This window comes from Aquifex pyrophilus (assembly GCF_054656935.1).
Map to the genome: position 1 here is coordinate 1 of NZ_BAAHXJ010000015.1, position 22115 is coordinate 22115.

Here is a 22115-nt window from a genome sequence, read left to right on the forward strand (position 1 = left end):
TTCTCCTTAGCCATATCTATTTACCTCCTAATTAAGAGCTCTTTCCAGCCATTCTTTCCCCGATTATCTTCTCCGCAATATGTTGCGGAACTTCGTCGTAGTGGGAAAATCTCATTATAAACGTTCCCCTACCTTGTGTCAAGCTCCTGAGGGTTGTAGCGTATCCGAACATTTCCGCGAGGGGAACGTGAGCCTTAACGACTGTTATATTTCCTTTGTTTTCCATTCCCATAATCTTTCCTCTCCTTGAGTTGAGGTCTCCAATAACGTCTCCCACGTAGTCTTCGGGAGTTTCTACCTCAACCTCCATTATGGGTTCAAGGAGAACGGGGTCCGCCTTCTTTGCCGCGTCCTTGAATGCGAGAGAGCCCGCAACTTGGAAAGCTATGTCCGAGGAGTCAACCTCGTGGTAAGAGCCGTCAAAGAGCCTAACCCTCACGTCAACGACCGGGTATCCTGCGAGTATGCCGTTCTGCATAGCTTCCTTTACACCCTTCTCAACGGAAGGTATGAACTCCTTGGGTATAACTCCTCCGTGTATGTCGTCTATGAACTCAAATCCCTTACCTCTCGGAAGGGGTTCTATCTCTATAATAGCGTGTCCATATTGCCCCCTACCACCCGTTTGCTTGATGAACTTACCTTCTCCGATGGCTTTCTTTCTAATTGTTTCCTTGTATGCAACCTGGGGTTTACCGACGTTAACCTCTATCCCGTATTCCCTTCTCATTCTGTCAACCATAATCTCAAGGTGGAGCTCACCCATTCCGTGTATGAGTATCTGACCGGTTTCGGGGTCCGTCGTGGCCCTGAAGGTCGGGTCCTCCTTCATGAACTTGTTGAGAACCTGCGAGAGCTTTTCCTGGTCCTTCTTCGTCTTTGGTTCTATAGCCATTGATATGACAGGGTCGGGGAACTCAAGCTTTTCAAGGATGATGGGGTGTTTCTCGTCGCAGAGGGTGTCTCCGGTTGCAGCATCAAGTCCCACAACCGCACATATTTCACCTGCGGAGACCTGCTGTATTTCTTCTCTGGAGTTCGCGTGCATGAGGAGAAGCCTTCCGGCCCTTTGTTTCTCGTCCCTCGTTGCGTTGTAAACGTAAGAGCCCGCCTTGAGCGTTCCGGAGAAAACCCTTATGTAGGTAAGCTGTCCCGCATAGGGGTCAGCCATAACCTTGAAGGCGTATGCACAGAAGGGCTCTTCGTCCAAAGGCCTTCTCTCCTCTTCCTCTCCCGTCTTGGGATTTGTTCCCTTAACGGGGGGCAGGTCTATGGGAGAGGGTAGGTAATCTATCACCGCGTCAAGTAAGGGCTGAACTCCTTTATTTTTAAATGCGGAACCGCACAGAACGGGAACGAGTTGTCTGTTTATTGTTGCCTTTCTTAAAGCCTTCCTGAGCTCCTCAACGCTTATCTCCTGTCCTTCAAGATATTTCTCCATAAGTTCGTCGTCGGTTTCAACTATCGTCTCTATCATCTTTTCGCGCCATTCCTGAGCCTTTTCCTGGTATTCGGGGGGTATGTCTATGACCTCGTATTTAGCACCGAGGGTTTCCTCAAGCCATCTTATCGCCTTCATCTCCATGAGGTCTATGACGCCCTCAAACTGGTCCTCCGCTCCGAGGGGTATCTGGATAGCAACAGGCTTTATGGTGAGCTTCTCTTCTATTTCCTTGAAAACCCTGTAGAAGTCCGCACCGAGACGGTCCATCTTGTTTATAAAGGCTATTCTGGGAACCTTAAATCTGTCCGCCCATCTCCAGTTTGCCTCGGACTGGGGCTGAACACCCTCAACCGCTGAGAATATGAAGACTATACCGTCAAGAACTTTCATAGAACGAACGACTTCAACGGAGAAGTCAACGTGTCCCGGCGTATCAATTATGTTTATCTGATACCTCTCCCCATTCCTGGTCCAGTAACAAGCGGTTGTTGCGGCGGTTATTGTGATACCCCGCTCCTTTTCCTGGGGCATCCAGTCCATCGTTGCTGCACCTTCGTGAACTTCCCCTATTTTGTATGTCTTTCCCGTGTAGTAGAGTATTCTTTCGGTGGTTGTTGTCTTACCCGCGTCTATGTGTGCTACTATACCTATGTTTCTCAGTTTCTCTATAGGCACCTCTCTTGCCATATCCTTACCTCCATCACCCGTAAAAGATTTAGCTTAAATATTTTAGCTTTAAAAAGTTTTAAAAATCAAGGGCTTTTAAAATTAAAAATATGAGGCTCGGTGTAAACGTTGACCACGTTGCGACCGTAAGACAGGCAAGGAGAACCTTTGAACCATCACCCGTTTTCGCCGCTTTGATAGCCCAGCAGGCCGGAGCCGACCAGATTACCTTACATCTAAGGGAAGACAGGAGACATATTCAGGATAGGGACCTTGAGCTGATAAAGGAACTCGTAAATATTCCCGTAAACCTTGAGATGGCACCTACCGAGGAGATGAGAGAAATAGCCCTGAGGGTGAGGCCCGACAGGATAACCCTCGTTCCCGAAAGGAGGGAGGAAATAACGACCGAGGGCGGTCTTGACGTTGTCTCAATGAAGGAAAGGCTCAAGGAATACCTAAAGCCCCTGAAGGAAGCGGGAATAGAGATATCCCTCTTTATTGAGCCCGATAAGGAACAGATAGAGGCAAGCCTTTACGTAGGTGCGGATGCTATAGAAATACACACGGGAAGGTATGCAAACCTCTGGAACGAACACAGATTTGAGGAGGCAAGGGAAGAGCTGAGAAGGATAAGGGAAGCGGCGATTTACGCAAGGGAAAGGGGACTCAGGGTTTACGCGGGACACGGTCTAACTTACCACAACGTTAAGGAGTTCGTAAGGGAGCTTAAAGATGTTGTGGAAGAGCTTAATATAGGACACTCAATAGTTGCAAACGCGGTTATTTTTGGTTTTGAGAGGGCTGTAAAGGAGATGATAAAGCTTATCAATACCTGAGGAGTGCCGCTCCCCAGGTTAGCCCTCCTCCCATAGCGGTCATTAGAACAAGGTCTCCCCTTTTTATCTTTCCCTCCTTTATAGCTTCGTGGAGGGCTATGGGGATTGATGCGGCGGAAGTGTTTCCGTATTTGTGAATGTTTACGTAAAACTTCTCCTTCGGGAGTCCCAGCTTTTCCGCAAGGGCGTTTATTATCCTTACGTTTGCCTGGTGGGGTATTACGAGGCTTATTTCCTCTGGCTTTACATTTGCTTTCTCAAGAACCTCTCTACAAACCTCTTCCATGCTCCTTACCGCCACCTTGAAGAGCTCCCTCCCCTTCATGCGTATATATCCGCACTTATCCGCGTAAAGGAGCTCCTCAAGACTCCCCTCCGAATACATCTTTGTAGCGAGAACGTCGCTTTCATCCTCGGAGTTTTCAAAGAGAACCGCGCCGGCTCCGTCCCCGAAGAGAACGCAGGTTGACCTATCTTCCCAGTCAACCGCCTCCGAGAGCTTCTCCGCACCTATCACGAGAACCTTCTTTGCCTTACCCGCCTTTATGAAGCTGTCTGCTATATCAAGCCCGTATAAAAACCCGCTACAGGCTGCTGATATATCAAAGGAGTAAACACCCTTTGCTTCCAGCTGTGCCTGAACAAGACATGCGGTTGCGGGAAATCTCTTTTCGGGAGTGAGCGTTGCAAGGATTATAAGGTCAAGCTCTTCTGGAGATGTGCTCCCGTCTTTTAAGGCTTCTTTTGCCGCTTGGGTTGCCATGTGGGTTATCGTTTCCTCCTTGGCTATTCTCCTTTCCTTTATTCCCGTTCTCGTCATTATCCATTCGTCTGACGTATCAACCATCTTCTCAAGGTCAAAGTTAGTCAAGACACTCTTTGGCAGATAAACGCCCGTTCCAACAATCTTCGTTCCCATTAAACGTTCACTCCCTCGGGTATTAGGGTTTTTAAGTTCTGGGTTAACTTCTCGTTAAAGTGGGTATCAAGAAACTCAAGGGCCACCTTTATAGAATTCTTTATAGCCTTCGCGTTGGCCCTTCCGTGGGTAATTATAACGGGCTTCTTAGCCCCGAGGAGGGGAATTCCACCATACTCCGCAAAGTCAGCCTTCTTCTTGAAGTTATTAAGGGCGGGCATCAAGAGAAGAGCACCGAGCTTTGCAAGCCAGCTCTTCTTTATCTCTTCCTTTATCATCTGAACAACCGCAAGACCGAGGCTTTCGCTCGCCTTCAGGATAACGTTTCCAACAAATCCGTCGCAAACTATAACGTCAAAGGTTCCGGCGTATATATCCCTCCCCTCCGCATTTCCCTTAAAGTTAAGCCTTGTGGCCTTGAGGAGAGGGTAGGTCTCTTTAACGAGCTCGTTTCCCTTTCCCTCCTCTTCCCCTATACTGAGTATGCCCACCCTCGGGTTCTTTATACCGAGCATAACTTCGGCGTAAGTGTGTCCCATAACCGCAAACTGAACGAGGTGTCTCGGCTTGCAGTCAACGTTTGCACCGACGTCTATTAAAACGGTCTTCCCCTTAGGGTTCGGGAGGGCAACTCCTATTGCGGGCCTCTCTACCTCTTCCTCCGCACCGACCACGAACTTGCCTACCGCGAGAACGGCACCTGTATTCCCGGCGGATACAAGCCCCTGGGCTACACCTTCCCTTACAAGCTTTGCGGCGACGAAGAGGGAGGAGTTTTTCTTTCTCAAAACGTTTGAGGGTGGTTCGTTCATCTCTATCTTCTCTTCCGCATTAATTATTTCAAGCAGGGGATTTTTATCCTCTCCCGCTTTTTTGAGAATGGGGTATATTTCTTCTTCTTTTCCTACGAGGTAAACCTTACATCCCAGCTCCCTTGCCGCTAAGATACACCCTCTTACTATCTCAAGGGGGGCATAATCGCCCCCCATACAGTCAACCGCTATCGCTTCCATTACTCTACTTCTATAACTTCCCTTCCCTTATAATGCCCGCAGTAAGGACATACCCTGTGGGGTATTATCTTCTCCCCGCAATTTGAGCATGTGGAAAGGGAAGGAATACTCCTCTTGAATTTATTAAAGAAGTTCTGGGCTCTCCTTTGGTTCCTTCTCCACTTTGAGGTTTTCGCCTTCGGAACAGCCATTACCTACCTCCTTTTCCTGCTAACAAATCTTTTAGTATAGCAAAAGAGTTGTTTCTCTTTTGGGGTTTTGTTTCCTCTTCAAACTCAACCTGGTATCCCGGAATTCCCCTGCAGTCGGGGCTACAGAGGGGCTTCATGGGTATGCTTAGGATTATCTCCTCCCTTACGAGCTGGGCAACATCCACTATGTCCGGCTCTTCAAGAAATGAGACCTCAAGGTCCTTGGGCTTCAGCATAAATACCCCTTCCTCGTTCGGCGTGTTCTGGAGGAGCTTTGTCTTTTCCTGTGTTAAATCCTTTACGTAAGTTTCCAGACACCTGCTACACTCAAGTTCAACGTTTCCCTCTATACTTATCCTTATCTTGTATCCCTCCTTATCCTTGGTTATCTCAAGATTCACATTTACGGGTTCCTTAATTACCCCTATCTCGGAGGGTAGTTTCAGGTCCTCGGGTTTCAGCTCGTATGAGCCCACAAACCTATCCGATATTTTAAAGATTTCTTTAAGGTCAAGGGTAAGCATGGCACTAACCTCGCAAATGTTATATTAAATTTAATTTAACTGTGGAGAGAAACATTATCCAGTTTCAGAAAGAGTTCCTCGGGGGAAAGGTAAAAGAGAGAGTCTTTATACTCCACGGGGACGAGCCCTATCTCATAAGAACTTTCCTCTCAAAGCTTAAGGAGAGGTTCGGTAGTAACTACAGGGTTTTATGGGGGGACGAGATAACGGAGGAGGAGCTTTACTCCGCACTTTCGGAGAGGGGAATATTCGGAAGCTCAAAAGAGGAAGCGGTCGTTCTTTACAAATTTGAATCATTCCTCAAGAAGCTCGGAAGGAAGAAGAAATCAAGGGAGTTTCTCATAAAAACTTTGAAGGGCGTAAAGAGTAATTACCTGTTTATAGTCTTTGACAGGAAGCTCCAGAAACAGGAGCTTTCTACGGAACCCTACAAAAGCATACAGACCTTCGGTTTAATCGTGAACTCGGGAAAGCTCTCAAAGGAGAAGATAAAGAACCTCGTGAGGAAGAAGTTCACCGAAAAGGGAATAAAGATAGAGGAAGAAGCCCTAAATTATCTCCTTGAGTCTGCGGAATACAACCTTATGGAGTTAAAGCTTGAGGTTGAGAAACTCATTGATTACGCATGGGATAAAAAGAGCCTGAGTCTTGAAGATATAAAGAGAGCGCTCTTTACCCTCTCTGATAACATAAATGTGTTTAACTTCGTTGATGTTTTTCTCCTCGGGGATTACGAGAAAGCGGTTGAGACTCTTGAGAACCTCTACAGGTGGGGAATACATCCCCTCCAGATACAGAAGCTCCTCACAAGCTACGTTATAAAGCTGTATACAGCGAGTAGAATGCTTGAGAAGGAAGATAAAAACAAAGTTCTTGAAAAGCTCGGTATAAAGAACCAGTTCGCAAAGCTGAAGTTTACCGAATACCTGAAGAGAAACGATAAGGAAAGCTTAAAAAGGATGCTTACCTCACTCCAGAGGATTGATATGCTTGAGAAGCTATACTTTCAGGACCCCTCAAAGCTTTTAAAGGAGTTTGTCCTAAGCTTTGCCTTAAGTCCCAAAAAAGTTTAGTATCCCCCTTAACTCTATCAATCCACATATTTACCGAGCCGAGCGTGAAGGAAACCTTCAGCCTAACGGGAATTAACGTTTCTAAGTCAAGCCATAAAAGCCATTCCCCTTTCGGCTTTAAAAGTCCCTTCGTCTCAACCTTCGGTTTTATGAGAACCTTTAAGGTTTTATACACCTTCCCTTTCCACTCAAGTGTTTCCCTGCCTACAACTCTGTATTTAACCTCTTGAACCTTTCCGTCGTAAAAGAACTTAATTACCCTCTCCCGCTCCGATGCGGTTATGTAAAGGAAGAGCCCTGCCCTGAAGGGGTCATAGGGAGGAGCTTTCATAAAACCTTTAAACCTCTCTTTCCCTTTTATCACGTAATAAACTCCGTTATCCTTAAAGATGTAAAAATGCTCCCTTACATTTCCCCTTATGTTTAACTTTAGCTTGAAAAGTTTTGTTCTCCTAATGCTTCCCTCGGATACTCCCCTTATTTCTACCTTTCCGAGGAGTTTGCCGAGCCCTTCGTTTGTGGTATTCGCCTCTATCGTTAATTTCTCCCTTTCCACTCTGTAGGTTGTGCAGTTGTAGGCAACGGGAAATATGAGGTAATAGGCCTTATGGCAAATCTTCAGTTCGCTCCCGAAAAGTAAGAAAGGAAGGAGAATCAAGAGAATCATATCTTACTGAGGACGAACTCCCCTATGGGGTTTTTAAACTCCTCATCGCCGAGGTGGTAAGCGGTCCAGAGGTGGAGACACCTCACCTTAAAGGGCTTTGCCCTGAAGTTCCTTATTCCGCCTATTCCTATATCTTTGTTCAGTAAAACCCTTTTACACACCATGTCCCACTTTCCCGTTCCATTATAAATCTCTGGAAAATCTCTTTTAAGTATTTCTTCCCTTTTTTTTACCTCCTTTTCGTGAAGCTTTATGAAGAAGTTAAAAAGCTCTTCGTCCTTTGTTATCTCCTCCGATAACTTCTTAATGTATCCCTCCGATTCAAGTTTTGAGACCGCTTTCTTTAGCTCAGGTTCAAGTATCCAGAAACGTGTTGGCTCTGGTCTGTATATGCTCTTCTCAAATACGACTATAGGATTTTCAACAACCTCAAGCTTCATAAGGGATTAATTTAAGCTGGTATAATTAGAAAGGATAAATACGGAGGTAGAAGAATGGCCGTCAGTATGGAAGATGTGAAGAAGTTAAGGGAGATGACAGGAGCGGGAATGCTCGATTGTAAAAAAGCCCTTGAGGAAGCGGGCGGTGATATAGAAAAGGCTAAGGAAATCTTGAGGGTAAAGGGACTCGCAAAGGCTGAAAAGAAGGCGGGTAGGGAAACGAAGGAGGGAGTTATCTACGTAATCGTATCGGAAGACAGAAAAAAGGGAGCTATGATAGAGCTAAACTGCGAAACGGACTTTGTTGCGAGAAATGAGGAGTTTAGGAAGCTTGCGGAGAGGATAACGAGGCACATACTTGAGAAGGATGAGAATAAAGACAAGAGCGGTGAGGGAGCGGATATACTTTCTCAGGAGCTTTACGATGAGCCCGGAAAGACTGTAGAAACCCTCATAAAGGAGGCTATAGCGAAAATAGGTGAGAATATAAAGCTTTCAAGGTATTGCAGATACGATACCGAGGATTACCTCCACTCCTACGTTCACGGGGAAGGAAGGATAGGAGTTCTACTGGATTTTAAAGCTCCCGAGCTAAACGATAAGGTTTTAAGGCTCGTTCAGGACATAGCTATGCAGATAGCCGCCATGAGACCCGAATACGTAAGAATTGAGGATATACCCGAAGAGGTTCTTGAGAGGGAAAGTAGAATACTAAGAGAGCAGGCTCTCTCGGAAGGGAAGCCCGAACACATAGTTGACAAGATCGTTGAAGGAAAACTGAAGAAGTTCTATCAGGAAAAGGTTCTCCTTGAACAGCCCTTCATAAAGGAGGAGAAGAAAAAGGTCGGGGACGTTATAAAGGAGAGCGGAACGGGTGTGGAGATAAAGCGTTTTTGCAGGTTTGAGCTGGGTGGGCTCTGATGGAGGAGAGCCCGAGGTATAAAAGGGTTCTCTTGAAGCTATCAGGGGAGGCTTTTGCGGGGGAGCAGGGCTACGGCATTGACCCCTCCTTTCTTGAATACATCTCCCACGAGATAAAAGGGGTTTACGAACTCGGCGTTCAGATAGCCATAGTGATAGGCGGAGGAAATATCTTCAGGGGATTTCAGGGAAAGGAGATAGGTATAGACAGGGCTACTGCGGATTACATGGGAATGCTCGCAACCGTCATAAATGCCCTTGCACTCCAGTCTGCCCTTGAGAACCACGTAAATATTCCCACGAGGGTTTTGAGCGCAATAGAGATGAGGCAGATTGCAGAGCCCTACATAAGGAGGAGAGCTATAAGACACCTTGAGAAGGGAAGGATAGTTATATTCGCGGGCGGGACGGGAAATCCCTTCTTCTCAACGGATACAGCTGCGGCACTGAGAGCCGCGGAAATCGGGGCGGAAGTCCTCATAAAGGCTACAAAGGTGGGAGGCATCTACGATAAGGACCCAGAAAAATATAAGGACGCGGTTCTTATAAAGGAGATTTCCTACCTTGAGGTTATAAACAAAGGGCTAAAAGTTATGGACCACACAGCTTTAACCCTATGTAAGGAAAACGAGATACCGATAATCGTTTTAAATATAAGGGAGAAGGGAAACCTCAGGAAAGCTGTCCTCGGAGAAGAGGTGGGTTCGTTAGTAAGGGGGTGAAGAGATGATTCAAGAGCTTGAAGAGATTTTTAAGGAAGCGGAAAGGGATATGAAAAAGGCGGTTGAGTATTACAAGTCGGAGATTGCGGGGCTAAGAACGGGAAGGGCTTCAAGCGCGCTCGTGGAGGAGATAAAGGTTGATTACTACGGCTCTAAGGTTCCCGTAAAACAGCTCGGAACCATTTCCGTTCCTGAACCCAACCAGATAGTGATACAGGTCTGGGACCAGAACGCCGCTTCCGCAATAGAGAAAGCAATAAGGGAAGAGCTGAACCTAAACCCAACCGTTCAGGGGAACGTAATAAGGATTACCCTCCCGCCCCTCACCGAGGAAAGGAGAAAGGAGCTCGTAAGACTCCTTCACAAGATTACCGAAGAGGCAAGGGTAAGGGTGAGAAACGTAAGAAGGGAAGCGAAGGAGATGATAGAGGAGCTTGAGGGCATTTCGGAAGATGAGAAGAAGAGAGCTCTTGAGAGACTCCAGAAATTAACAGACAAGTATATTGAGGAGATTAACAAGCTTATGGAAAAGAAGGAAGAGGAGATAATGAGCGTATGAGGGATTTTTACATACTCCTCGGGGCAATCTTTGTGCTCGTCTCTTCTGTCTGGCTTTACAACTACCTTAAAGAAAGGAAAATAGAAGAACTAAAAAAACTATCTTATAAGGTTTATCTCTTTGAGAAGGGAAAGATATCGGAAAAGGAAATCTTGAAAGAGGTTAAGGGAACGCCCTTTTACCCCTATATACTTGCAAAACTCGGAAGGTATGAAGAGGCTTACAAAAGTATTGAGGACAAAGACTTTAAAAAGTTTTTTAAAGAAAGAACTCTGGTGGATAAATATCTGAGTGGTAAATACGAGGAAGTTTTAAAGGAAGAAGAACACTTTACGGAAAAGGATTTTAACTATCCCTCTTTCAAGAGCCTTGAGGCTTTCTCCTATCAGAAGCTCGGAAAAAATGAAAAGGCTATAAGTATATGGAGCGGTATAAAGGAGAAGTATCCCTCAACCTACTTCTCAAACCTTGCAGAAATAGAATTATTTTTGTTAAAAGGAGCTGATAAATGAGGAGACTTTTAGGATTAATCTTTATCCCTTTACTTTTTATCTTCGGAGGGGAACTTATACCCTGCAAGGTTGTAAGGGTGATAGACGGAGACACCTTTAAGTGTGTTCTCAAGGGAAAAAACAGAGCTATAAAGGTAAGGCTTATGGGCATAGACACCCTTGAAACACATAACAGAAGAAAGGGAATAAAACAGGCCAAGTGGTTTATAGGGGGGCTTGACACGGTTCTCAGTTTTGGAAAGGAGGCAAAGAGATACGCTGAAAAGCGAGTAAAAGGAAAAACCGTTTACCTTGAACCTTCGGTGAAGAATAAGGACCCTCACGGTAGAATGCTTGCCTTTGTATGGCTTGATGAGGACAGGGACGAGATGTTAAACGAGCTCCTTGTAAAAGAAGGTCTTGCCTTCGTTTACATAATACCCCCGCAGGTGAAGTATCTAAAAAGGCTCGGGGAGGCGCAGGAAGAGGCTTACGAAGAGAGAAAAGGCTTTTGGGAGTTCTTCAAAGGGAGATAACTATATTTCCGTATCTGTCTATTTCCGCAACCACATCGGGAGGGATTAACGTGGTTGAGGAGTACTCAACGATTATGGCTGGAAAATCTATCCTGTTTCCGTAAGTAAGCTTATCCCTGTCAAGAACCTTAAAGGTGTAAAATTCACCACTCAGGTAAACTCTTCTATCCCCAAGGAAAGCCTCAGGCTTTATTTTCTCCTCTTTCTTCTCGTAGGGCTTTATAACGGGTTTTTCCTTTACGCCTATTGCTTTTACCCTCACGTTTACGAGCTCAACTTCCCTTCCCCTGTGGGCATACCCGTAGAGCTTTTCGTGCTCCATCTCAAAGGTCTCCTTCAATTTCTCTGTGTAGGGAACAGTTATCTCGTAAGACTGCCCCTTATACCTGAGGTCCGCATACCTCTCAATTATCACTTTATCCCTTGGGAAACCCTCCCTTTCCATCTCCTTTAGAAGTCTTTCCTCAATTACTCTGTATATCTCCTCAAGAACCTCTTTCTTAATCTCTTCTTCTCTCAGCATAACGGTTGTTGAGAAGTCCTTTACCACGTCCGAGATAAGCATACCTACGGCGGAAAGAAGTCCGGGATTTTTGGGAACCAAAACCCTCGGTATGTTTAACTCCTTTGCGAGAAATACCGCGTGTAGGCCTCCCGCACCTCCGAAGGAGACGAGGGTAAACTCCATGGGGTTGTATCCCCTTTCAACGGATATCTTCTTTATAGCCCTCACCATATTTGAGTTTGCAACGTTCAGTACTGCCTCCCCAAGCTCGTAGGGTTCAACACCGAGTTTTTCCGAAAGATTTTTAAAAGGTTCTTCCAGTAGTTCGGGATAAAGCCTCATCTTACCTCCGAGGAAGTGTTCGGGAACGAGCCTACCGAGGTATAGGTTCGCATCTGTTACAGTTATCTCCTTTCCTCCCCTTCCGTAGCATATGGGGCCAGGCTCCGCTCCCGCACTTTCGGGACCAACCCTCAGGGCTCCCCCCTCGTCCAGCTTCGCTATTGAGCCCCCTCCCGCTCCTACGGTGTGTATATCAATCATAGGAACCTTTACGGGGAGACCCGATATCTTTGATTCCGTCGTGAGCCTCGGCGTTTTATCTATAAGGGATACGTCCGTGGATGTTCCCCCCATATCAAAGGTTATGAGCTTTTCGTATCCCGCGAGCTTTCCCACGTATAGGGCCCCCATAACGCCCCCAGCGGGGCCCGAGAGTATGGTTCTTACCGCCTCCTTTGAAGCGGTCTCAACGGATATAACCCCTCCGTTTGACTGCATAACCCTAAGGCTATCTCCTTCCTTTACATTTTCTTTAAGGTAGTTGAGATACCCGCTCATCTTCGGTGATACGTATGCGTTTATAACCGTCGTTGAAATTCTTTCGTATTCTCTAAACTCGGGAAGGATTTCGGAAGAGAGCGTAACGAAAATACCTTCTTTTTCCAGCCTTCTTCCCACCGCCTTTTCGTGTTCGGGATTTGCGTATGAGTGGAGGAAACAAACCGCAACCGACTCAACGTTCTCCCTCAAGATTTCCCTCACGACCTTCTCAAGCTCTTCGGGGTTTATATCCTCAAGAATTTCTCCCCTTTTATTAATTCTGCATTTTATACCGAACCTCAAATTTCTCGGAACCAGAGGCTCTGGCTTCTTATAATGAAGGTTGTAAAGCTCCTCCCTGTTCTGTCTTCCTATCTCTATGATGTCTTCAAAGCCTTTATTTGTTATTAGGGCTGTTTTTGCCCCCTTTCTCTCAAGAAGTGCGTTCGTCGCAACGGTAGAGCCGTGAACTATATCAAGCTTTTTATTCTTTCCTATTATTTTCAGGCCTTCAATAACCGCTTCTGCTGGATTTTGAGGAGTTGATGGTATCTTCAGGACGTTCCAGCTCTTTCCGTCCCAGTAAACGAAATCCGTAAAGGTTCCTCCCGTATCAACGCCAACGTAAACCTTATCCATGGTTTTAAGTTTAATGAAATATATCACTGAAAGCTCATTCACCGATTTATAATTAAGCTTAAGATGTGTTTAGCCATTCCTTCAAAGGTAGTTGAGATTTACGATGACGGGACAGCCCTCGTTGATACCCTCGGTGTAAAAAGAAAGGTATCCTTGGAGCTCATGCCCGAACCCGTTGAGATAGGGGATTACGTTCTCATACACGTCGGGTTTGCGATTCAGAAACTCGATGAAGAGGAAGCCCTGAAGAGTTTAGAGCTCTTTGAGGAAATAATTGAAGAGATGGAGAAAGAGGAAGGGTATTATGAAAGCAGCTGAAGGGTATATTTTAAAGGCCTTTAAGGATAAAGATAAAGTTCTTAAGCTAACCGAAAAGATAAGAAGGCTTTCAGAAGAGCTGGGGAGAACCGTTAGGATTATGGAGTTCTGCGGTGGGCACACCCACGCTATTATGAAACATGGAATAGACCAGCTCCTTGATGGTGTTGTCCGTTTCGTTCACGGCCCGGGCTGTCCCGTATGCGTTATGCCCATGCAGAGGATAGACCTCGCGATAGAGCTCGCAAAGAGGGAAGACGTAATTCTTTGCTCCTACGGAGACCTCCTGAGAGTTCCCGGCTCAAGGAGAAAGAGCCTCCTTGACGTGAGAGCGGAGGGTGGGGATGTAAGAATGGTTTACTCCTGCCTTGATACCTTAAAGATAGCAAGAGAAAATCCTGATAAAAAGGTTATTTTCTTCGCGATAGGTTTTGAGACAACAACGCCCCAGACAGCTGTTTTAATAAAAAAGGCAAAAGAGGAAGGAATGAGAAACCTATTTGTCGTATCAAACCACGTAATAACTCCCGCGGCTATACAGCATATACTGAACGCACCCGAGATAAGGGAGATAGGTAAGGTTGAAATAGACGCCTTTATCGGACCGGGGCACGTAAGCGTCATTATAGGCACAAAACCCTACCACTACTTTGCGGAGGAGTTCCTAAAACCAGTCGTTATAGCGGGTTTTGAACCTTTGGACGTTTTAAAGGCGGTTTACTTGATACTTAAACAGCTGAAGGAAGGAAGGGCTGAGGTTGAAAACGAATATACCCGTTTTGTAACTTACGAGGGCAACGTAAAGGCTCAGAGGCTCGTTGCGGAAGTTTTTGAGCTGAGGAAGACCTTTGAATGGAGGGGTCTCGGAATAATACCCTATTCTTCCTTAAAGATAAAGAAGGATTACGAGGAGTTTGACGCGGAGAAAGTTTTTGATGTAAGCCTTCCCGAGCCAAAAGAACACCCGGCCTGCATATGCGGGAAGGTGATTAGGGGAGTTGCGAAACCGACCGATTGTAAGCTATTCGGGAATGTGTGCACACCCTCAAACCCCTTGGGTTCCTGTATGGTATCCTCCGAAGGTGCCTGTGCGGCTTATTACAAATACAGAAGGGGAATAGTCTTTCACCGGTAAAGTCCCCTTTCCCTTATATACTCTTCAACGCCTTCCGGAACCATGCAGTAAATACTCAAACCCTTTGATACTCTTTCCCTTATCTCGGTGGAGGAGATATCTATTCTCCTTGTTTTTACCAAAAATATATCCCTGTTTTCCTCAAGATTTGGGAACATTTCCTTTACGTATCTCCTAACCTCCTCAAGCTTTCCCTCCCTCTCAACAACTATTATCTTTGCGAGCTTTAAGATTTCCTCGGGTTCTTTCCAGAGATGAAACTTCAGAAAGCTGTCGCTCCCAAGCAAAAGGTACAGCTCCTCCTTAAGCTTTTCCTTTAAATACCTTAAGGTGTAAACGGTGTAGGATACGCCTCCCCTCCGTATCTCGTAATCCTCAACCCTGAATTTCTCCTCCCTCCTGAGGGCTATCTTCAGCATATTCAGCCTGTCTTCGGGGCTTGCCCTGTGCCTTCCCTTAAGGGGTGCCTGATAGGTCGGGACGAAAATAACCTCCTTAGCTTTAAACCTTTCAAGAATGTCCCTCGCGAGGATTATATGTCCTATATGAACGGGGTCAAAGCTTCCGCCGAAAACTATCCTCATAAATGCGTTAGTATTATACTATACGATGTCCCTTAGAGCTAAGTTCGTTATATACTCTCTGTTTTCAACATTCCTGAGTTTTACCGTTATCTTATTAAGCGTTTACGCTTATCTGAAATATCAGAACGATTTGATGGCCCAGAGGTTTTACACGAGAGTTGTTAACGCCTTTTACGATACCAAGAAAATTATAAAGGCCGAAAATCTGAGTCTTAATGAGATTGAGCTGATTTCTGAGCATATAAGCAGAATTCTTGAAACAGAAAAGGTTTATATCCTAAAAAAGGAGTACGCTTTTAAACATCGTTTAAACTGGAAGTTCAGCGTAGGGAATTTTGCGGTAATAGGAAATATCTCGGAGGATTTACTGGGGAAAATCCTGAAAATAGACCCATACGGGGTAATAGGGAGTGTTTATTCTCCGGGGCTCGTTGCAAGATATCCCCTCGGGAAATACGGATACGTAGTATTCGTAAAGGAGATTAAGCACGACCCTTACGTTATGGGGCTTATGCTCTTCTTTCCCTTCGGAGTTGTCGCAACATTTTTCCTTCCCGTTTATAGGCTCATAAGCGGACTCCTGAAGGAAGTAGAGTTCTTAAGTGATATTACTATGGCCTTTTCAAGGAATGAGTTCTCAAAAATAGAGCTCCTGAGAAAAGATTTAAGATTATCTGAGGATAAGGATAACGAGATTTATAACCTTAAGGTTGCCATTCTCAGAATGATAGAGTCCCTTGAAAAGCTTTTACTTCAAACGACAAAGGAAAAGAGGTTTTACGAAAATTTAGCCCTTACCGATGCCCTGACGGGTCTTTACAACAGAAGAGTTTTTATGGAGATAGCGGAAAAGGAACTAAGCAGGGCTATGAGACTGGGACAACCCTTCAGCATTCTCATGCTTGACCTTGATAACTTCAAAAGGATTAACGATACATACGGGCACGATGTTGGCGATATAGTTTTAAGACATGTAGCCCAGATACTTAAGAGGAACCTGAGAAGGATGGACGTAATAGCGAGATGGGGAGGAGAGGAGTTCATAGTTATGCTTCCGAATACCACCCTTGAGAACGCTTATAAAGTCGGGGAAAAACTCAGGAAGGCGGTTGAGGCAGCACCCGTTGAACTCGAAAACGGAAAGAAGTTGAAAATAACGGTAAGCGTGGGTGTAAGCAGTTTTAGAAACCAGAAAAGCCTTGAAGATATAATAAGGGAAGCGGATATAGCACTATACAACGCAAAGAAAAAAGGAAAGAACAGAGTTGAGATATACAAAAGGGGAATGGAGATTTAAGATTTTCCGTAAATAAGGAGAACATCCTCACCTATCTTTTTTACTTCTTTCAACTTCAATTTTTTCAATTCATCGGGAGATTCTACTCCTAAATCCTGTATGCTTTTCCCCTCTCCCATTAATTTTGGAGCAACAAATACACAAACCCTGTCGTATAGTCCGGCTTTTACGAACCTTGATAAGGTATAAGCTCCACCTTCAACGAGGATATGCATAACCTCTCTTTCGTATAAGTGTTTCAGTATATTCTCTACGGATAAGTCCTTTAAGATTATTATTTCCGCGTTCCCGTAACTTTCATTGGTGTTCTTTGAAGTTATTATCCATGTTTTAGCCCTATTGTCGTTTAAAACTTTTGCATTCTTCGGGATTTTTAGTTCGGGGTCAAGTATCACCCTTATCGGTTGCTTTTCCGTGGGGACGTATCTGACCGTCAGTTCGGGGTCGTCCGCTATAATCGTTCCCACACCCACCAGAACTGCCGTTGCCTCCCTCCTGAGAATGTGGGCAACTTTCCTGCTCTCGTAAGAGGTTATCCACTTGCTTTTTCCCGTTTTTGTTGCCAGCTTTCCGTCAATCGTCTGGGCCCACTTGAGGGTTATGTAAGGTCTCCTTTTGGATATGTAGGTAAAGAAGTCCTCGTTTATCTCCCTCGCCTCTTCCCTTAAGAGGCCTACCTCAACCTCTATTCCCGCCTTTCTCAGCCTCTCTATTCCCTTTCCGCTTACCTGTGGATTTGGGTCTTCGGTCGCAACTACAACCCTCTTTACACCGCTCTCAATTATCGCATTAGTGCAGGGAGGTGTTCTCCCGTAATGGGTGCAGGGCTCAAGGGTGACGTATAGGGTTGAGCCCCTTGCATCACTCCCCGCTTGGTTTAACGCCATAACTTCCGCATGGGGCTTTCCAGCCCTCTCGTGGTATCCAAGCCCTATTATCTTTCCGTTTTTTACTACAACAGCACCGACCGTCGGATTAGGGTGGGTGTATCCCTTCCGTTTCTTTGCAAGGGATAGGGCCAACCTCATATACCTCTCATCTATCTCCCTAATCATTTATCTCCTTCCTCGCCCTTTCCACGTCTTTCTTTATCTGGTTTACAAGCTCGTCAACGGAGCTAAATTTCTTCTCTTCTCTTAGGAACTTTAAAAACTCAACCTTTATCCTCTTTCCCCTCAGATTTCCTTCGTAATCAAGTATGAACACCTCAAGAACTTTCTTTCCTCCTCCGAAGGTCGGTCTGTATCCGTAGTTCGCAACCCCCTTGTATCTTTCCTCAACCCTTACCGCGTAAACACCTTCCTTTAAACAGAGGTTTTCCGTATGTTGGAGGTTTGCTGTGGGAAATCCTATCTTACTTCCCCTTCCTTCACCCTTCACGACCTTTCTCCTAATCCAGTAGTTGTGTCCGAGGTATTTCCTTACCTCCTCAACCCTTCCCTCCCTCAGAAGCCTCCTTATTAGGGTACTGCTAACGACGTGGTTCTCAATCCTGAAGGGTTTAGCCTCCTCAACCTCAAATCCGAGCTCCTCTCCCACTTCTTTTGCAAGCTCTATTTCCCCTTCTCTCTTGTATCCGTATCTCCAGTCGTATCCGACGAGTAGATACCTGCACCCGAGCCTCTCGTAAAGTATATCTTTCAAAAACTCCTTTGCCCTTACCTTTGAGAAATCCCTGTCAAACCTTATAAATACCGTGTAATCAACACCGAGTCCCGATAAAACTTCTATTTTTTCGTCTATATCGGTAAGCTCGCAGGGAAGTAGCTGGGGGGCAAGAACCTTCAAGGGATGGGGACAAAAGGTAAGAACGACGCTCCTTAAGTTTCTCCTTTCCGCCTCTTCCTTGAGTTTCTCTATCAGATATCTGTGGCCGAGGTGTATCCCGTCAAAGTTCCCAACGGTTAAAGCTGTTTCCTCGTTTATCCTCTCTATTAAAGGAATTTTTTTGTTGGGACAGCTCTTTCCGTTTAGGTCAAGAACGAAGGTTTTCATTTAGCCCGGAGGCCACTCCATCTTTCTTCCGCCTATGAGGTGGAGGTGAAGGTGGAAAACGCTCTGTCCCGCATCTTTGCCTACGTTAAAAACGAGCCTGTATCCCTTGTTGAGGTTCTCGTCGGGGGCTATGCCGAGCTGTTCCGCTATCTTTCTCGCAACGTAAAACATATGTCCTACGAGACACTCGTCTTCAGGCTCAAGGGTCTGAATACCGACTATATGCTTTTTGGGAACTATGAGGACGTGAACGGGAGCAACGGGATTTATATCGTGAAAGGCGTAAACCTGCTCGTCCTCGTAAACCTTTTTTGAAGGGAGTTCCCCCCTTACTATCTTGCAGAATATACAGTCCTTTTCCTGCATAGATGTTATTTTAATCTAAAATATTGAACTTGAAGGAGGTCAAGGGAATGAAAAAACCCGTCTTAATAGTAGCTTCGGTCTTTGCGGGAGCACTCCTCCTAAAGTCCTGCGGAGAGCCTTACAGCGGTGCTAAGGAAACCGTTGACGAGTTTATGGAAGAGATTATGGAAGGGGAAGGAAGGGACGCAATAAAGTATGTTCATCCCACGTATAGGGACGAGCTCGCTAAGAACCTGAAACTCCCTGTTCAGTTTACCGAGCTGAGACCCTCGGAGCTTCTCGCCTGCGCCTTCAGCACGATGGGAGAAAACATAGACGACGTTGATATCAAGGATGCGAGGATGCTCTCAAAATCAACCGCAAAGGTTATAGTGAGCGTGAAAGACAGGGAAGGACTTGAAAAGCTCTTTTCCTTCATAGTCGTGAAGGAAGGAAAGAAGTGGTATATAGCTAAGATAGAGAAGTATACGCCTCCAATATCCGAGTGAAGGTATTAATCTGGCAGACAGCGTATCTGGGGGACGTGGTTCTCGCCACGCCCCTCATAAAAACCTTAAAAATTAACTTTCCGAACGCAAAAATAGGATTCGTAGGAAGACCTTTTATATCGGAACTCCTGAAGGGATTTGATATAGAGCTTATTCCCTTTTCCAAAGGGCTTTTTGAAAGCCTTGAGATAAGGAAAAAGATAAGGGATTACGATGTTGCAATCTCTCCCCACCGCTCAATGAGGACAGCCCTCATACTTTACTTTTCGGGAATAAAAGAAAGGATAGGTTTTGATAAATCGGAATTCTCATTTTTATACACGAAAAGAATTAAGCACGAGTGGGGCATTCACGAGGTTGAGAGGAATCTTAGACTTCTTGAACCCCTAGGTGTAAGGAATTTTTCAAAAGATACGGAACTTAGAATGGAAGAAGATGAATTTAAAGGAATTCTTGAGAAGTTTTCCCTGAAAGAGAAAGAATACGTAGTCCTTTCTCCCTTCTCAAACTTCAGACTGAAGGAGTGGAGCTTAAGAAACTGGGCAAGGTTGATAAATGAGCTCAGAGTTCCTGCGGTCATTACGGGCACAAAATCCGACATAGAAAAAGTTAGGGAGCTCAATGATTTAACTGAGAGGAGCTTTTTAAACCTCGTTGGGAAAACGAGTTTAAGGGAGCTCATGGGTGTTATAAAGGGGGCAAAACTTGTTATTGCGAACGACTCCTCCCCCGTTCACATAGCAAACGCCTTCGGTGTTCCGGCGATAACAATTTACACCGCTACATCGGAACTTTACGGCTTTTACCCCTTAATTGGAAGGTATTTAAGAAATCCCGCTCCCTGCTCCCCCTGTTCTCCCAATCCAAAGAGGTGTATGAGGGGGGACGAGCTCTGCAGGAGCTTACCTGCTCCCGAGGACGTTCTGAGCACCGCGGAGGAGCTCCTTGGGGTCTAAAACCTTCGCATTTTGGGGAGGGTTTTCGTAGGGAACTACCTTCCCGTTTTCCTCAACGAGCTTCACGTTATCCAACTTCTTCCACCTCTTTGTGTCTTTTGTCTTTACAAATATCTCCTTTATATCCCCCTTAAACACGCTTCCCTTCTCAAGGAAGTATTCGGGTTCTCTTAGGAGCTGAACGAGGTGGTGGCAGGTGTCAAAGAAGTAAGTATAATCCCCTATCTTTGCGGTGCAAAGTTCATCTTCTCTGAGTATGAGTACGTTGCAAACGGGACATCTCGTCTCCTTCGGAGGTGTGAAATCCCTCGTCTTTTCGGGATTTTTAACAACGTAAAAAACGAGAAGAGAAAGCAAAAGGGCGGTTATAAGGAAGTTAACGGAAGCTATAACGGGGAAGTACTCCCTGTAGATTAGGCCTATGAGGTTCGTAAGCACGCTGAGGAAAACTATTCCCGCTGGAGCGATTACATACCTAAGCTTATACTTCTTAAGTGCAAGGTATATGGCGAGGACTATCGCAATAGCCTCAAGGAATCTCGTCATAACTATTACGACCGCAACCTCGTAATTCTCAAACCTTATCATAAGAGATATACTAAATAATTTCCCTGAAAAGTTCCCTGAGCCTGGCTATAACGCCCCTTTCCCCAAGAATGTATCTAAGCATACTTAGTTCTTCTCTTATCTTTTCCCTTCTTTCGTAAACATACTCAAACTTCTTAAGTATTTCCTTTCCGTCCTTCTGTATCGCCTCGGGGACGACCTCTCTTCTGAGAAGTATGTTAACGAGGCTCACGAAGGGAATTTTTACGAGCCTTTTTCCTATAAGGTATGTAAGGGGGTTTACCCTGTAGTAAACCACGTGAGGATTTAAGGCGAGTCCCGCCTCAAGGGATGCGGTTCCCGATGCCACGATAGACGCATCGGAGTAATAAAAGCAGTCGTAAGAGGCTCCATCGTAAGAGAGCGTTCTTATACCAAGCTCTTTTTTTATAAAACTTTCATACTGGGGAAAGGTCGGGGATACGGGCTCAAACTCTTTTTTAAGACCTTCAAGCTTATTCTTAAAGAGCTTTGTGTGCCTTTTTATTTCCGCTTCCCTGCTTCCCAGAAGGATGGGAAGGGGCTTCTTTCTAAAGCCCCTTAAGAAGTCTTCTTTTTCCTTTTTCGGCTTTGCCATATCAACGAGAGGATGCCCGACGTAGTGAACCTTAAGGTTTTTAAAATTTCTGTAAATTTTTTTCTCAAAGGGGAGTATTACAATTAGGTGGTCCGAAAGCTTCCCTATTATTCGGGCTCTCTTTGGCTTCCACGCCCAAACCTGGGGGGATATGAAGTAGATAACCTTATTTACGCCTAATTTTCTCGCATCTTTTAAGAGCTTGAGGTTTAAAGCGGGTGCATCGCAAAGGATTAAGGTATCCGCCCTCTGAACGCTTTTAAGAATTCTTCCATATAGTTTTAAAAACTTCGGTATCCTCGTTAGGGCTTCCGTTATACCTACCGCCGAGATTTCCTCATACCTTCCTACGCTTTTTATCCCTATCTCTTCAAGTCTCTGGTCTGTGAGCCCCCATATCTCGTATTCCTCAAAGCCCTCCCTGAATATCTCGTAAACGTAGTTTGAGGCTGAGCGGTCCGCGAGGGAGATAAAAACCCTCTTCACTTCTTTGAGAGCTCTTCAATCCTTGCGGTAATCATATCAATAATCTCTTCAAATATACCCTTAATTTCTTCCGCCATGGCTACGAGCTTCTCGTTCCCGTTCTTGTAAGCCTTATCTATGTAAGGCTTTACGTTCGTCTCGTAATACTCCTTATACTCAAAAAGGTCATACTTCAGCTCGTCTTCTTCAAGCTCGTCAACAATTGCCTCATACTCCATCTTCCTTATCCTTGCGGATGTAAGGAGGTTTTTAAGCTCCATCTCAAGGTTTCCCTTATCCTTTCCTGCATTTCTCGGGTCAGCTGGCATAGTGAAGTTTAATATAACCTAACTAAAT

The 22115-nt window shown here is 45.3% G+C and carries 27 protein-coding genes; 12 read left to right on the forward strand and 15 right to left on the reverse strand.

Going from position 1 to position 22115, the window contains the following annotated elements; genetic code table 11:
* Nucleotides 1-31 precede the first annotated feature (31 nt).
* On the reverse strand, nt 32-2131 hold the full coding sequence (fusA, locus tag ACYQZ0_RS08135; RefSeq protein ID WP_459776095.1) for an elongation factor G: 2100 nt from the start codon (nt 2129-2131) through the stop codon (nt 32-34).
* Between the two features lie 89 nt (nt 2132-2220).
* Here fusA and pdxJ point away from each other — a divergent pair, with 89 nt between their 5' ends.
* Nucleotides 2221-2949: a pyridoxine 5'-phosphate synthase gene (gene pdxJ / locus ACYQZ0_RS08140; protein WP_459776096.1), complete on the forward strand. Its 729-nt coding sequence runs from the start codon at nt 2221-2223 to the stop codon at nt 2947-2949.
* Here the strand turns inward: pdxJ and ACYQZ0_RS08145 are convergent.
* From ACYQZ0_RS08145 to ACYQZ0_RS08160, 4 genes are read right to left on the reverse strand one after another with little or no spacing between them, the layout of a single operon-like run.
* Entirely contained in the window at nt 2939-3868 is a 930-nt protein-coding gene (locus ACYQZ0_RS08145; RefSeq protein ID WP_459776097.1) for a beta-ketoacyl-ACP synthase III, read from the reverse strand. The genes pdxJ and ACYQZ0_RS08145 overlap by 11 nt on opposite strands.
* On the reverse strand, nt 3868-4881 hold the full coding sequence (plsX, locus tag ACYQZ0_RS08150; RefSeq protein WP_459776098.1) for a phosphate acyltransferase PlsX: 1014 nt from the start codon (nt 4879-4881) through the stop codon (nt 3868-3870). The genes ACYQZ0_RS08145 and plsX overlap by 1 nt, the downstream gene beginning before the upstream one ends.
* Nucleotides 4881-5072, reverse strand: coding sequence for a 50S ribosomal protein L32 (gene rpmF / locus ACYQZ0_RS08155; RefSeq protein WP_459776099.1), 192 nt, complete (start codon nt 5070-5072; stop codon nt 4881-4883). The genes plsX and rpmF overlap by 1 nt, the downstream gene beginning before the upstream one ends.
* Nucleotides 5072-5596 carry a YceD family protein gene (locus ACYQZ0_RS08160; RefSeq protein WP_459776100.1) on the reverse strand — a complete coding sequence of 175 codons (525 nt, stop codon included), beginning with the start codon at nt 5594-5596 and terminating at the stop codon, nt 5072-5074. The genes rpmF and ACYQZ0_RS08160 overlap by 1 nt, the downstream gene beginning before the upstream one ends.
* A 41-nt stretch (nt 5597-5637) precedes the next feature.
* On the opposite strand from ACYQZ0_RS08160, the gene holA reads away from it, so the two are divergent.
* On the forward strand, nt 5638-6669 hold the full coding sequence (gene holA / locus ACYQZ0_RS08165; protein ID WP_459776101.1) for a DNA polymerase III subunit delta: 1032 nt from the start codon (nt 5638-5640) through the stop codon (nt 6667-6669).
* Here the strand turns inward: holA and ACYQZ0_RS08170 are convergent.
* Nucleotides 6560-7336 carry a DUF3108 domain-containing protein gene (locus tag ACYQZ0_RS08170; RefSeq protein ID WP_459776102.1) on the reverse strand — a complete coding sequence of 259 codons (777 nt, stop codon included), beginning with the start codon at nt 7334-7336 and terminating at the stop codon, nt 6560-6562. The two genes, holA and ACYQZ0_RS08170, sit on opposite strands and share 110 nt — an antisense overlap.
* Nucleotides 7333-7776, reverse strand: a complete 444-nt coding sequence (locus ACYQZ0_RS08175; RefSeq protein ID WP_459776103.1) for a DUF501 domain-containing protein — start codon at nt 7774-7776, stop codon at nt 7333-7335. The genes ACYQZ0_RS08170 and ACYQZ0_RS08175 overlap by 4 nt, the downstream gene beginning before the upstream one ends.
* 54 nt (nt 7777-7830) lie before the next feature.
* Here ACYQZ0_RS08175 and tsf point away from each other — a divergent pair, with 54 nt between their 5' ends.
* Genes tsf through ACYQZ0_RS08200 form a run of 5 tightly spaced genes read left to right on the forward strand, consistent with a single transcriptional unit; the run spans nt 7831 to nt 11005 of the window.
* Nucleotides 7831-8697: a translation elongation factor Ts gene (gene tsf / locus ACYQZ0_RS08180; protein ID WP_459776104.1), complete on the forward strand. Its 867-nt coding sequence runs from the start codon at nt 7831-7833 to the stop codon at nt 8695-8697.
* Nucleotides 8697-9419, forward strand: a complete 723-nt coding sequence (pyrH, locus tag ACYQZ0_RS08185) for a UMP kinase (protein ID WP_459776105.1) — start codon at nt 8697-8699, stop codon at nt 9417-9419. The genes tsf and pyrH overlap by 1 nt, the downstream gene beginning before the upstream one ends.
* A gap of 4 nt (nt 9420-9423) precedes the next feature.
* A complete protein-coding gene (frr, locus tag ACYQZ0_RS08190; RefSeq protein ID WP_459776106.1) occupies nt 9424-9978 on the forward strand; it encodes a ribosome recycling factor in 555 nt (184 codons plus the stop codon).
* On the forward strand, nt 9975-10490 hold the full coding sequence (locus tag ACYQZ0_RS08195) for a hypothetical protein (RefSeq protein ID WP_459776107.1): 516 nt from the start codon (nt 9975-9977) through the stop codon (nt 10488-10490). The genes frr and ACYQZ0_RS08195 overlap by 4 nt, the downstream gene beginning before the upstream one ends.
* Nucleotides 10487-11005, forward strand: coding sequence for a thermonuclease family protein (locus ACYQZ0_RS08200; protein WP_459776108.1), 519 nt, complete (start codon nt 10487-10489; stop codon nt 11003-11005). The genes ACYQZ0_RS08195 and ACYQZ0_RS08200 overlap by 4 nt, the downstream gene beginning before the upstream one ends.
* On the opposite strand, the gene ACYQZ0_RS08205 is transcribed toward ACYQZ0_RS08200, so the two are convergent.
* Nucleotides 10992-12971: a hydantoinase/oxoprolinase family protein gene (locus ACYQZ0_RS08205; RefSeq protein ID WP_459776109.1), complete on the reverse strand. Its 1980-nt coding sequence runs from the start codon at nt 12969-12971 to the stop codon at nt 10992-10994. The two genes, ACYQZ0_RS08200 and ACYQZ0_RS08205, sit on opposite strands and share 14 nt — an antisense overlap.
* Before the next feature lie 63 nt (nt 12972-13034).
* Between ACYQZ0_RS08205 and ACYQZ0_RS08210 the strand changes: the two genes are divergently transcribed.
* Nucleotides 13035-13289 carry a HypC/HybG/HupF family hydrogenase formation chaperone gene (locus ACYQZ0_RS08210; protein ID WP_459776110.1) on the forward strand — a complete coding sequence of 85 codons (255 nt, stop codon included), beginning with the start codon at nt 13035-13037 and terminating at the stop codon, nt 13287-13289.
* Nucleotides 13276-14424: a hydrogenase formation protein HypD gene (gene hypD, locus ACYQZ0_RS08215; protein WP_459776111.1), complete on the forward strand. Its 1149-nt coding sequence runs from the start codon at nt 13276-13278 to the stop codon at nt 14422-14424. The genes ACYQZ0_RS08210 and hypD overlap by 14 nt, the downstream gene beginning before the upstream one ends.
* On the opposite strand, the gene nadD is transcribed toward hypD, so the two are convergent.
* Nucleotides 14415-15008, reverse strand: coding sequence for a nicotinate (nicotinamide) nucleotide adenylyltransferase (gene nadD / locus ACYQZ0_RS08220; protein ID WP_459776112.1), 594 nt, complete (start codon nt 15006-15008; stop codon nt 14415-14417). The two genes, hypD and nadD, sit on opposite strands and share 10 nt — an antisense overlap.
* A 25-nt stretch (nt 15009-15033) precedes the next feature.
* On the opposite strand from nadD, the gene ACYQZ0_RS08225 reads away from it, so the two are divergent.
* A complete protein-coding gene (locus ACYQZ0_RS08225) occupies nt 15034-16305 on the forward strand; it encodes a GGDEF domain-containing protein (protein ID WP_459776113.1) in 1272 nt (423 codons plus the stop codon).
* On the opposite strand, the gene ribD is transcribed toward ACYQZ0_RS08225, so the two are convergent.
* The 3 genes from ribD to ACYQZ0_RS08240 are packed head-to-tail and all read right to left on the reverse strand — an operon-like array spanning nt 16302 to nt 18666.
* Nucleotides 16302-17360 (reverse strand): bifunctional diaminohydroxyphosphoribosylaminopyrimidine deaminase/5-amino-6-(5-phosphoribosylamino)uracil reductase RibD, encoded by a 1059-nt coding sequence (gene ribD, locus ACYQZ0_RS08230; RefSeq protein WP_459776114.1) that lies wholly within the window; start codon nt 17358-17360, stop codon nt 16302-16304. The genes ACYQZ0_RS08225 and ribD overlap by 4 nt on opposite strands.
* Complete coding sequence (locus tag ACYQZ0_RS08235; protein WP_459776115.1) at nt 17353-18300, reverse strand: bifunctional riboflavin kinase/FAD synthetase; 948 nt, start codon at nt 18298-18300, stop codon at nt 17353-17355. The genes ribD and ACYQZ0_RS08235 overlap by 8 nt, the downstream gene beginning before the upstream one ends.
* Entirely contained in the window at nt 18301-18666 is a 366-nt protein-coding gene (locus ACYQZ0_RS08240; protein WP_459776116.1) for a histidine triad nucleotide-binding protein, read from the reverse strand.
* Nucleotides 18667-18713: 47 nt separating this feature from the next.
* On the opposite strand from ACYQZ0_RS08240, the gene ACYQZ0_RS08245 reads away from it, so the two are divergent.
* Both ACYQZ0_RS08245 and ACYQZ0_RS08250 read left to right on the forward strand, forming a co-directional pair.
* A complete protein-coding gene (locus ACYQZ0_RS08245) occupies nt 18714-19154 on the forward strand; it encodes a DUF4878 domain-containing protein (protein ID WP_459776117.1) in 441 nt (146 codons plus the stop codon).
* A complete protein-coding gene (locus ACYQZ0_RS08250) occupies nt 19151-20110 on the forward strand; it encodes a glycosyltransferase family 9 protein (RefSeq protein ID WP_459776118.1) in 960 nt (319 codons plus the stop codon). Before ACYQZ0_RS08245 ends, ACYQZ0_RS08250 begins: the two co-directional genes overlap by 4 nt.
* Here ACYQZ0_RS08250 and ACYQZ0_RS08255 read toward each other — a convergent pair.
* The 3 genes from ACYQZ0_RS08255 to ACYQZ0_RS08265 are packed head-to-tail and all read right to left on the reverse strand — an operon-like array spanning nt 20057 to nt 22087.
* Nucleotides 20057-20698: a hypothetical protein gene (locus ACYQZ0_RS08255; RefSeq protein ID WP_459776119.1), complete on the reverse strand. Its 642-nt coding sequence runs from the start codon at nt 20696-20698 to the stop codon at nt 20057-20059. The two genes, ACYQZ0_RS08250 and ACYQZ0_RS08255, sit on opposite strands and share 54 nt — an antisense overlap.
* A 10-nt stretch (nt 20699-20708) precedes the next feature.
* Nucleotides 20709-21779: a lipid-A-disaccharide synthase gene (lpxB, locus tag ACYQZ0_RS08260; protein WP_459776120.1), complete on the reverse strand. Its 1071-nt coding sequence runs from the start codon at nt 21777-21779 to the stop codon at nt 20709-20711.
* Entirely contained in the window at nt 21776-22087 is a 312-nt protein-coding gene (locus ACYQZ0_RS08265; protein WP_459776121.1) for a hypothetical protein, read from the reverse strand. Before ACYQZ0_RS08265 ends, lpxB begins: the two co-directional genes overlap by 4 nt.
* Nucleotides 22088-22115 lie beyond the last annotated feature (28 nt).

Excerpts from the sequence above, each read along its gene's own strand:
- fusA (WP_459776095.1), bottom strand. The coding sequence starts at position 2,131 with ATGGCAAGAGAGGTGCCTATAGAGAAACTGAGAAACATAGGTATAGTA.
- pdxJ (WP_459776096.1), top strand. The coding sequence starts at position 2,221 with ATGAGGCTCGGTGTAAACGTTGACCACGTTGCGACCGTAAGACAGGCA.
- ACYQZ0_RS08145 (WP_459776097.1), bottom strand. The coding sequence starts at position 3,868 with ATGGGAACGAAGATTGTTGGAACGGGCGTTTATCTGCCAAAGAGTGTC.
- plsX (WP_459776098.1), bottom strand. The coding sequence starts at position 4,881 with ATGGAAGCGATAGCGGTTGACTGTATGGGGGGCGATTATGCCCCCCTT.
- rpmF (WP_459776099.1), bottom strand. The coding sequence starts at position 5,072 with ATGGCTGTTCCGAAGGCGAAAACCTCAAAGTGGAGAAGGAACCAAAGG.
- ACYQZ0_RS08160 (WP_459776100.1), bottom strand. The coding sequence starts at position 5,596 with ATGCTTACCCTTGACCTTAAAGAAATCTTTAAAATATCGGATAGGTTT.
- ACYQZ0_RS08170 (WP_459776102.1), bottom strand. The coding sequence starts at position 7,336 with ATGATTCTCTTGATTCTCCTTCCTTTCTTACTTTTCGGGAGCGAACTG.
- ACYQZ0_RS08175 (WP_459776103.1), bottom strand. The coding sequence starts at position 7,776 with ATGAAGCTTGAGGTTGTTGAAAATCCTATAGTCGTATTTGAGAAGAGC.
- tsf (WP_459776104.1), top strand. The coding sequence starts at position 7,831 with ATGGCCGTCAGTATGGAAGATGTGAAGAAGTTAAGGGAGATGACAGGA.
- pyrH (WP_459776105.1), top strand. The coding sequence starts at position 8,697 with ATGGAGGAGAGCCCGAGGTATAAAAGGGTTCTCTTGAAGCTATCAGGG.
- frr (WP_459776106.1), top strand. The coding sequence starts at position 9,424 with ATGATTCAAGAGCTTGAAGAGATTTTTAAGGAAGCGGAAAGGGATATG.
- ACYQZ0_RS08195 (WP_459776107.1), top strand. The coding sequence starts at position 9,975 with ATGAGGGATTTTTACATACTCCTCGGGGCAATCTTTGTGCTCGTCTCT.
- ACYQZ0_RS08200 (WP_459776108.1), top strand. The coding sequence starts at position 10,487 with ATGAGGAGACTTTTAGGATTAATCTTTATCCCTTTACTTTTTATCTTC.
- ACYQZ0_RS08205 (WP_459776109.1), bottom strand. The coding sequence starts at position 12,971 with ATGGATAAGGTTTACGTTGGCGTTGATACGGGAGGAACCTTTACGGAT.
- ACYQZ0_RS08210 (WP_459776110.1), top strand. The coding sequence starts at position 13,035 with ATGTGTTTAGCCATTCCTTCAAAGGTAGTTGAGATTTACGATGACGGG.
- hypD (WP_459776111.1), top strand. The coding sequence starts at position 13,276 with ATGAAAGCAGCTGAAGGGTATATTTTAAAGGCCTTTAAGGATAAAGAT.
- nadD (WP_459776112.1), bottom strand. The coding sequence starts at position 15,008 with ATGAGGATAGTTTTCGGCGGAAGCTTTGACCCCGTTCATATAGGACAT.
- ACYQZ0_RS08225 (WP_459776113.1), top strand. The coding sequence starts at position 15,034 with ATGTCCCTTAGAGCTAAGTTCGTTATATACTCTCTGTTTTCAACATTC.
- ribD (WP_459776114.1), bottom strand. The coding sequence starts at position 17,360 with ATGATTAGGGAGATAGATGAGAGGTATATGAGGTTGGCCCTATCCCTT.
- ACYQZ0_RS08235 (WP_459776115.1), bottom strand. The coding sequence starts at position 18,300 with ATGAAAACCTTCGTTCTTGACCTAAACGGAAAGAGCTGTCCCAACAAA.
- ACYQZ0_RS08240 (WP_459776116.1), bottom strand. The coding sequence starts at position 18,666 with ATGCAGGAAAAGGACTGTATATTCTGCAAGATAGTAAGGGGGGAACTC.
- ACYQZ0_RS08245 (WP_459776117.1), top strand. The coding sequence starts at position 18,714 with ATGAAAAAACCCGTCTTAATAGTAGCTTCGGTCTTTGCGGGAGCACTC.
- ACYQZ0_RS08255 (WP_459776119.1), bottom strand. The coding sequence starts at position 20,698 with ATGATAAGGTTTGAGAATTACGAGGTTGCGGTCGTAATAGTTATGACG.
- ACYQZ0_RS08265 (WP_459776121.1), bottom strand. The coding sequence starts at position 22,087 with ATGCCAGCTGACCCGAGAAATGCAGGAAAGGATAAGGGAAACCTTGAG.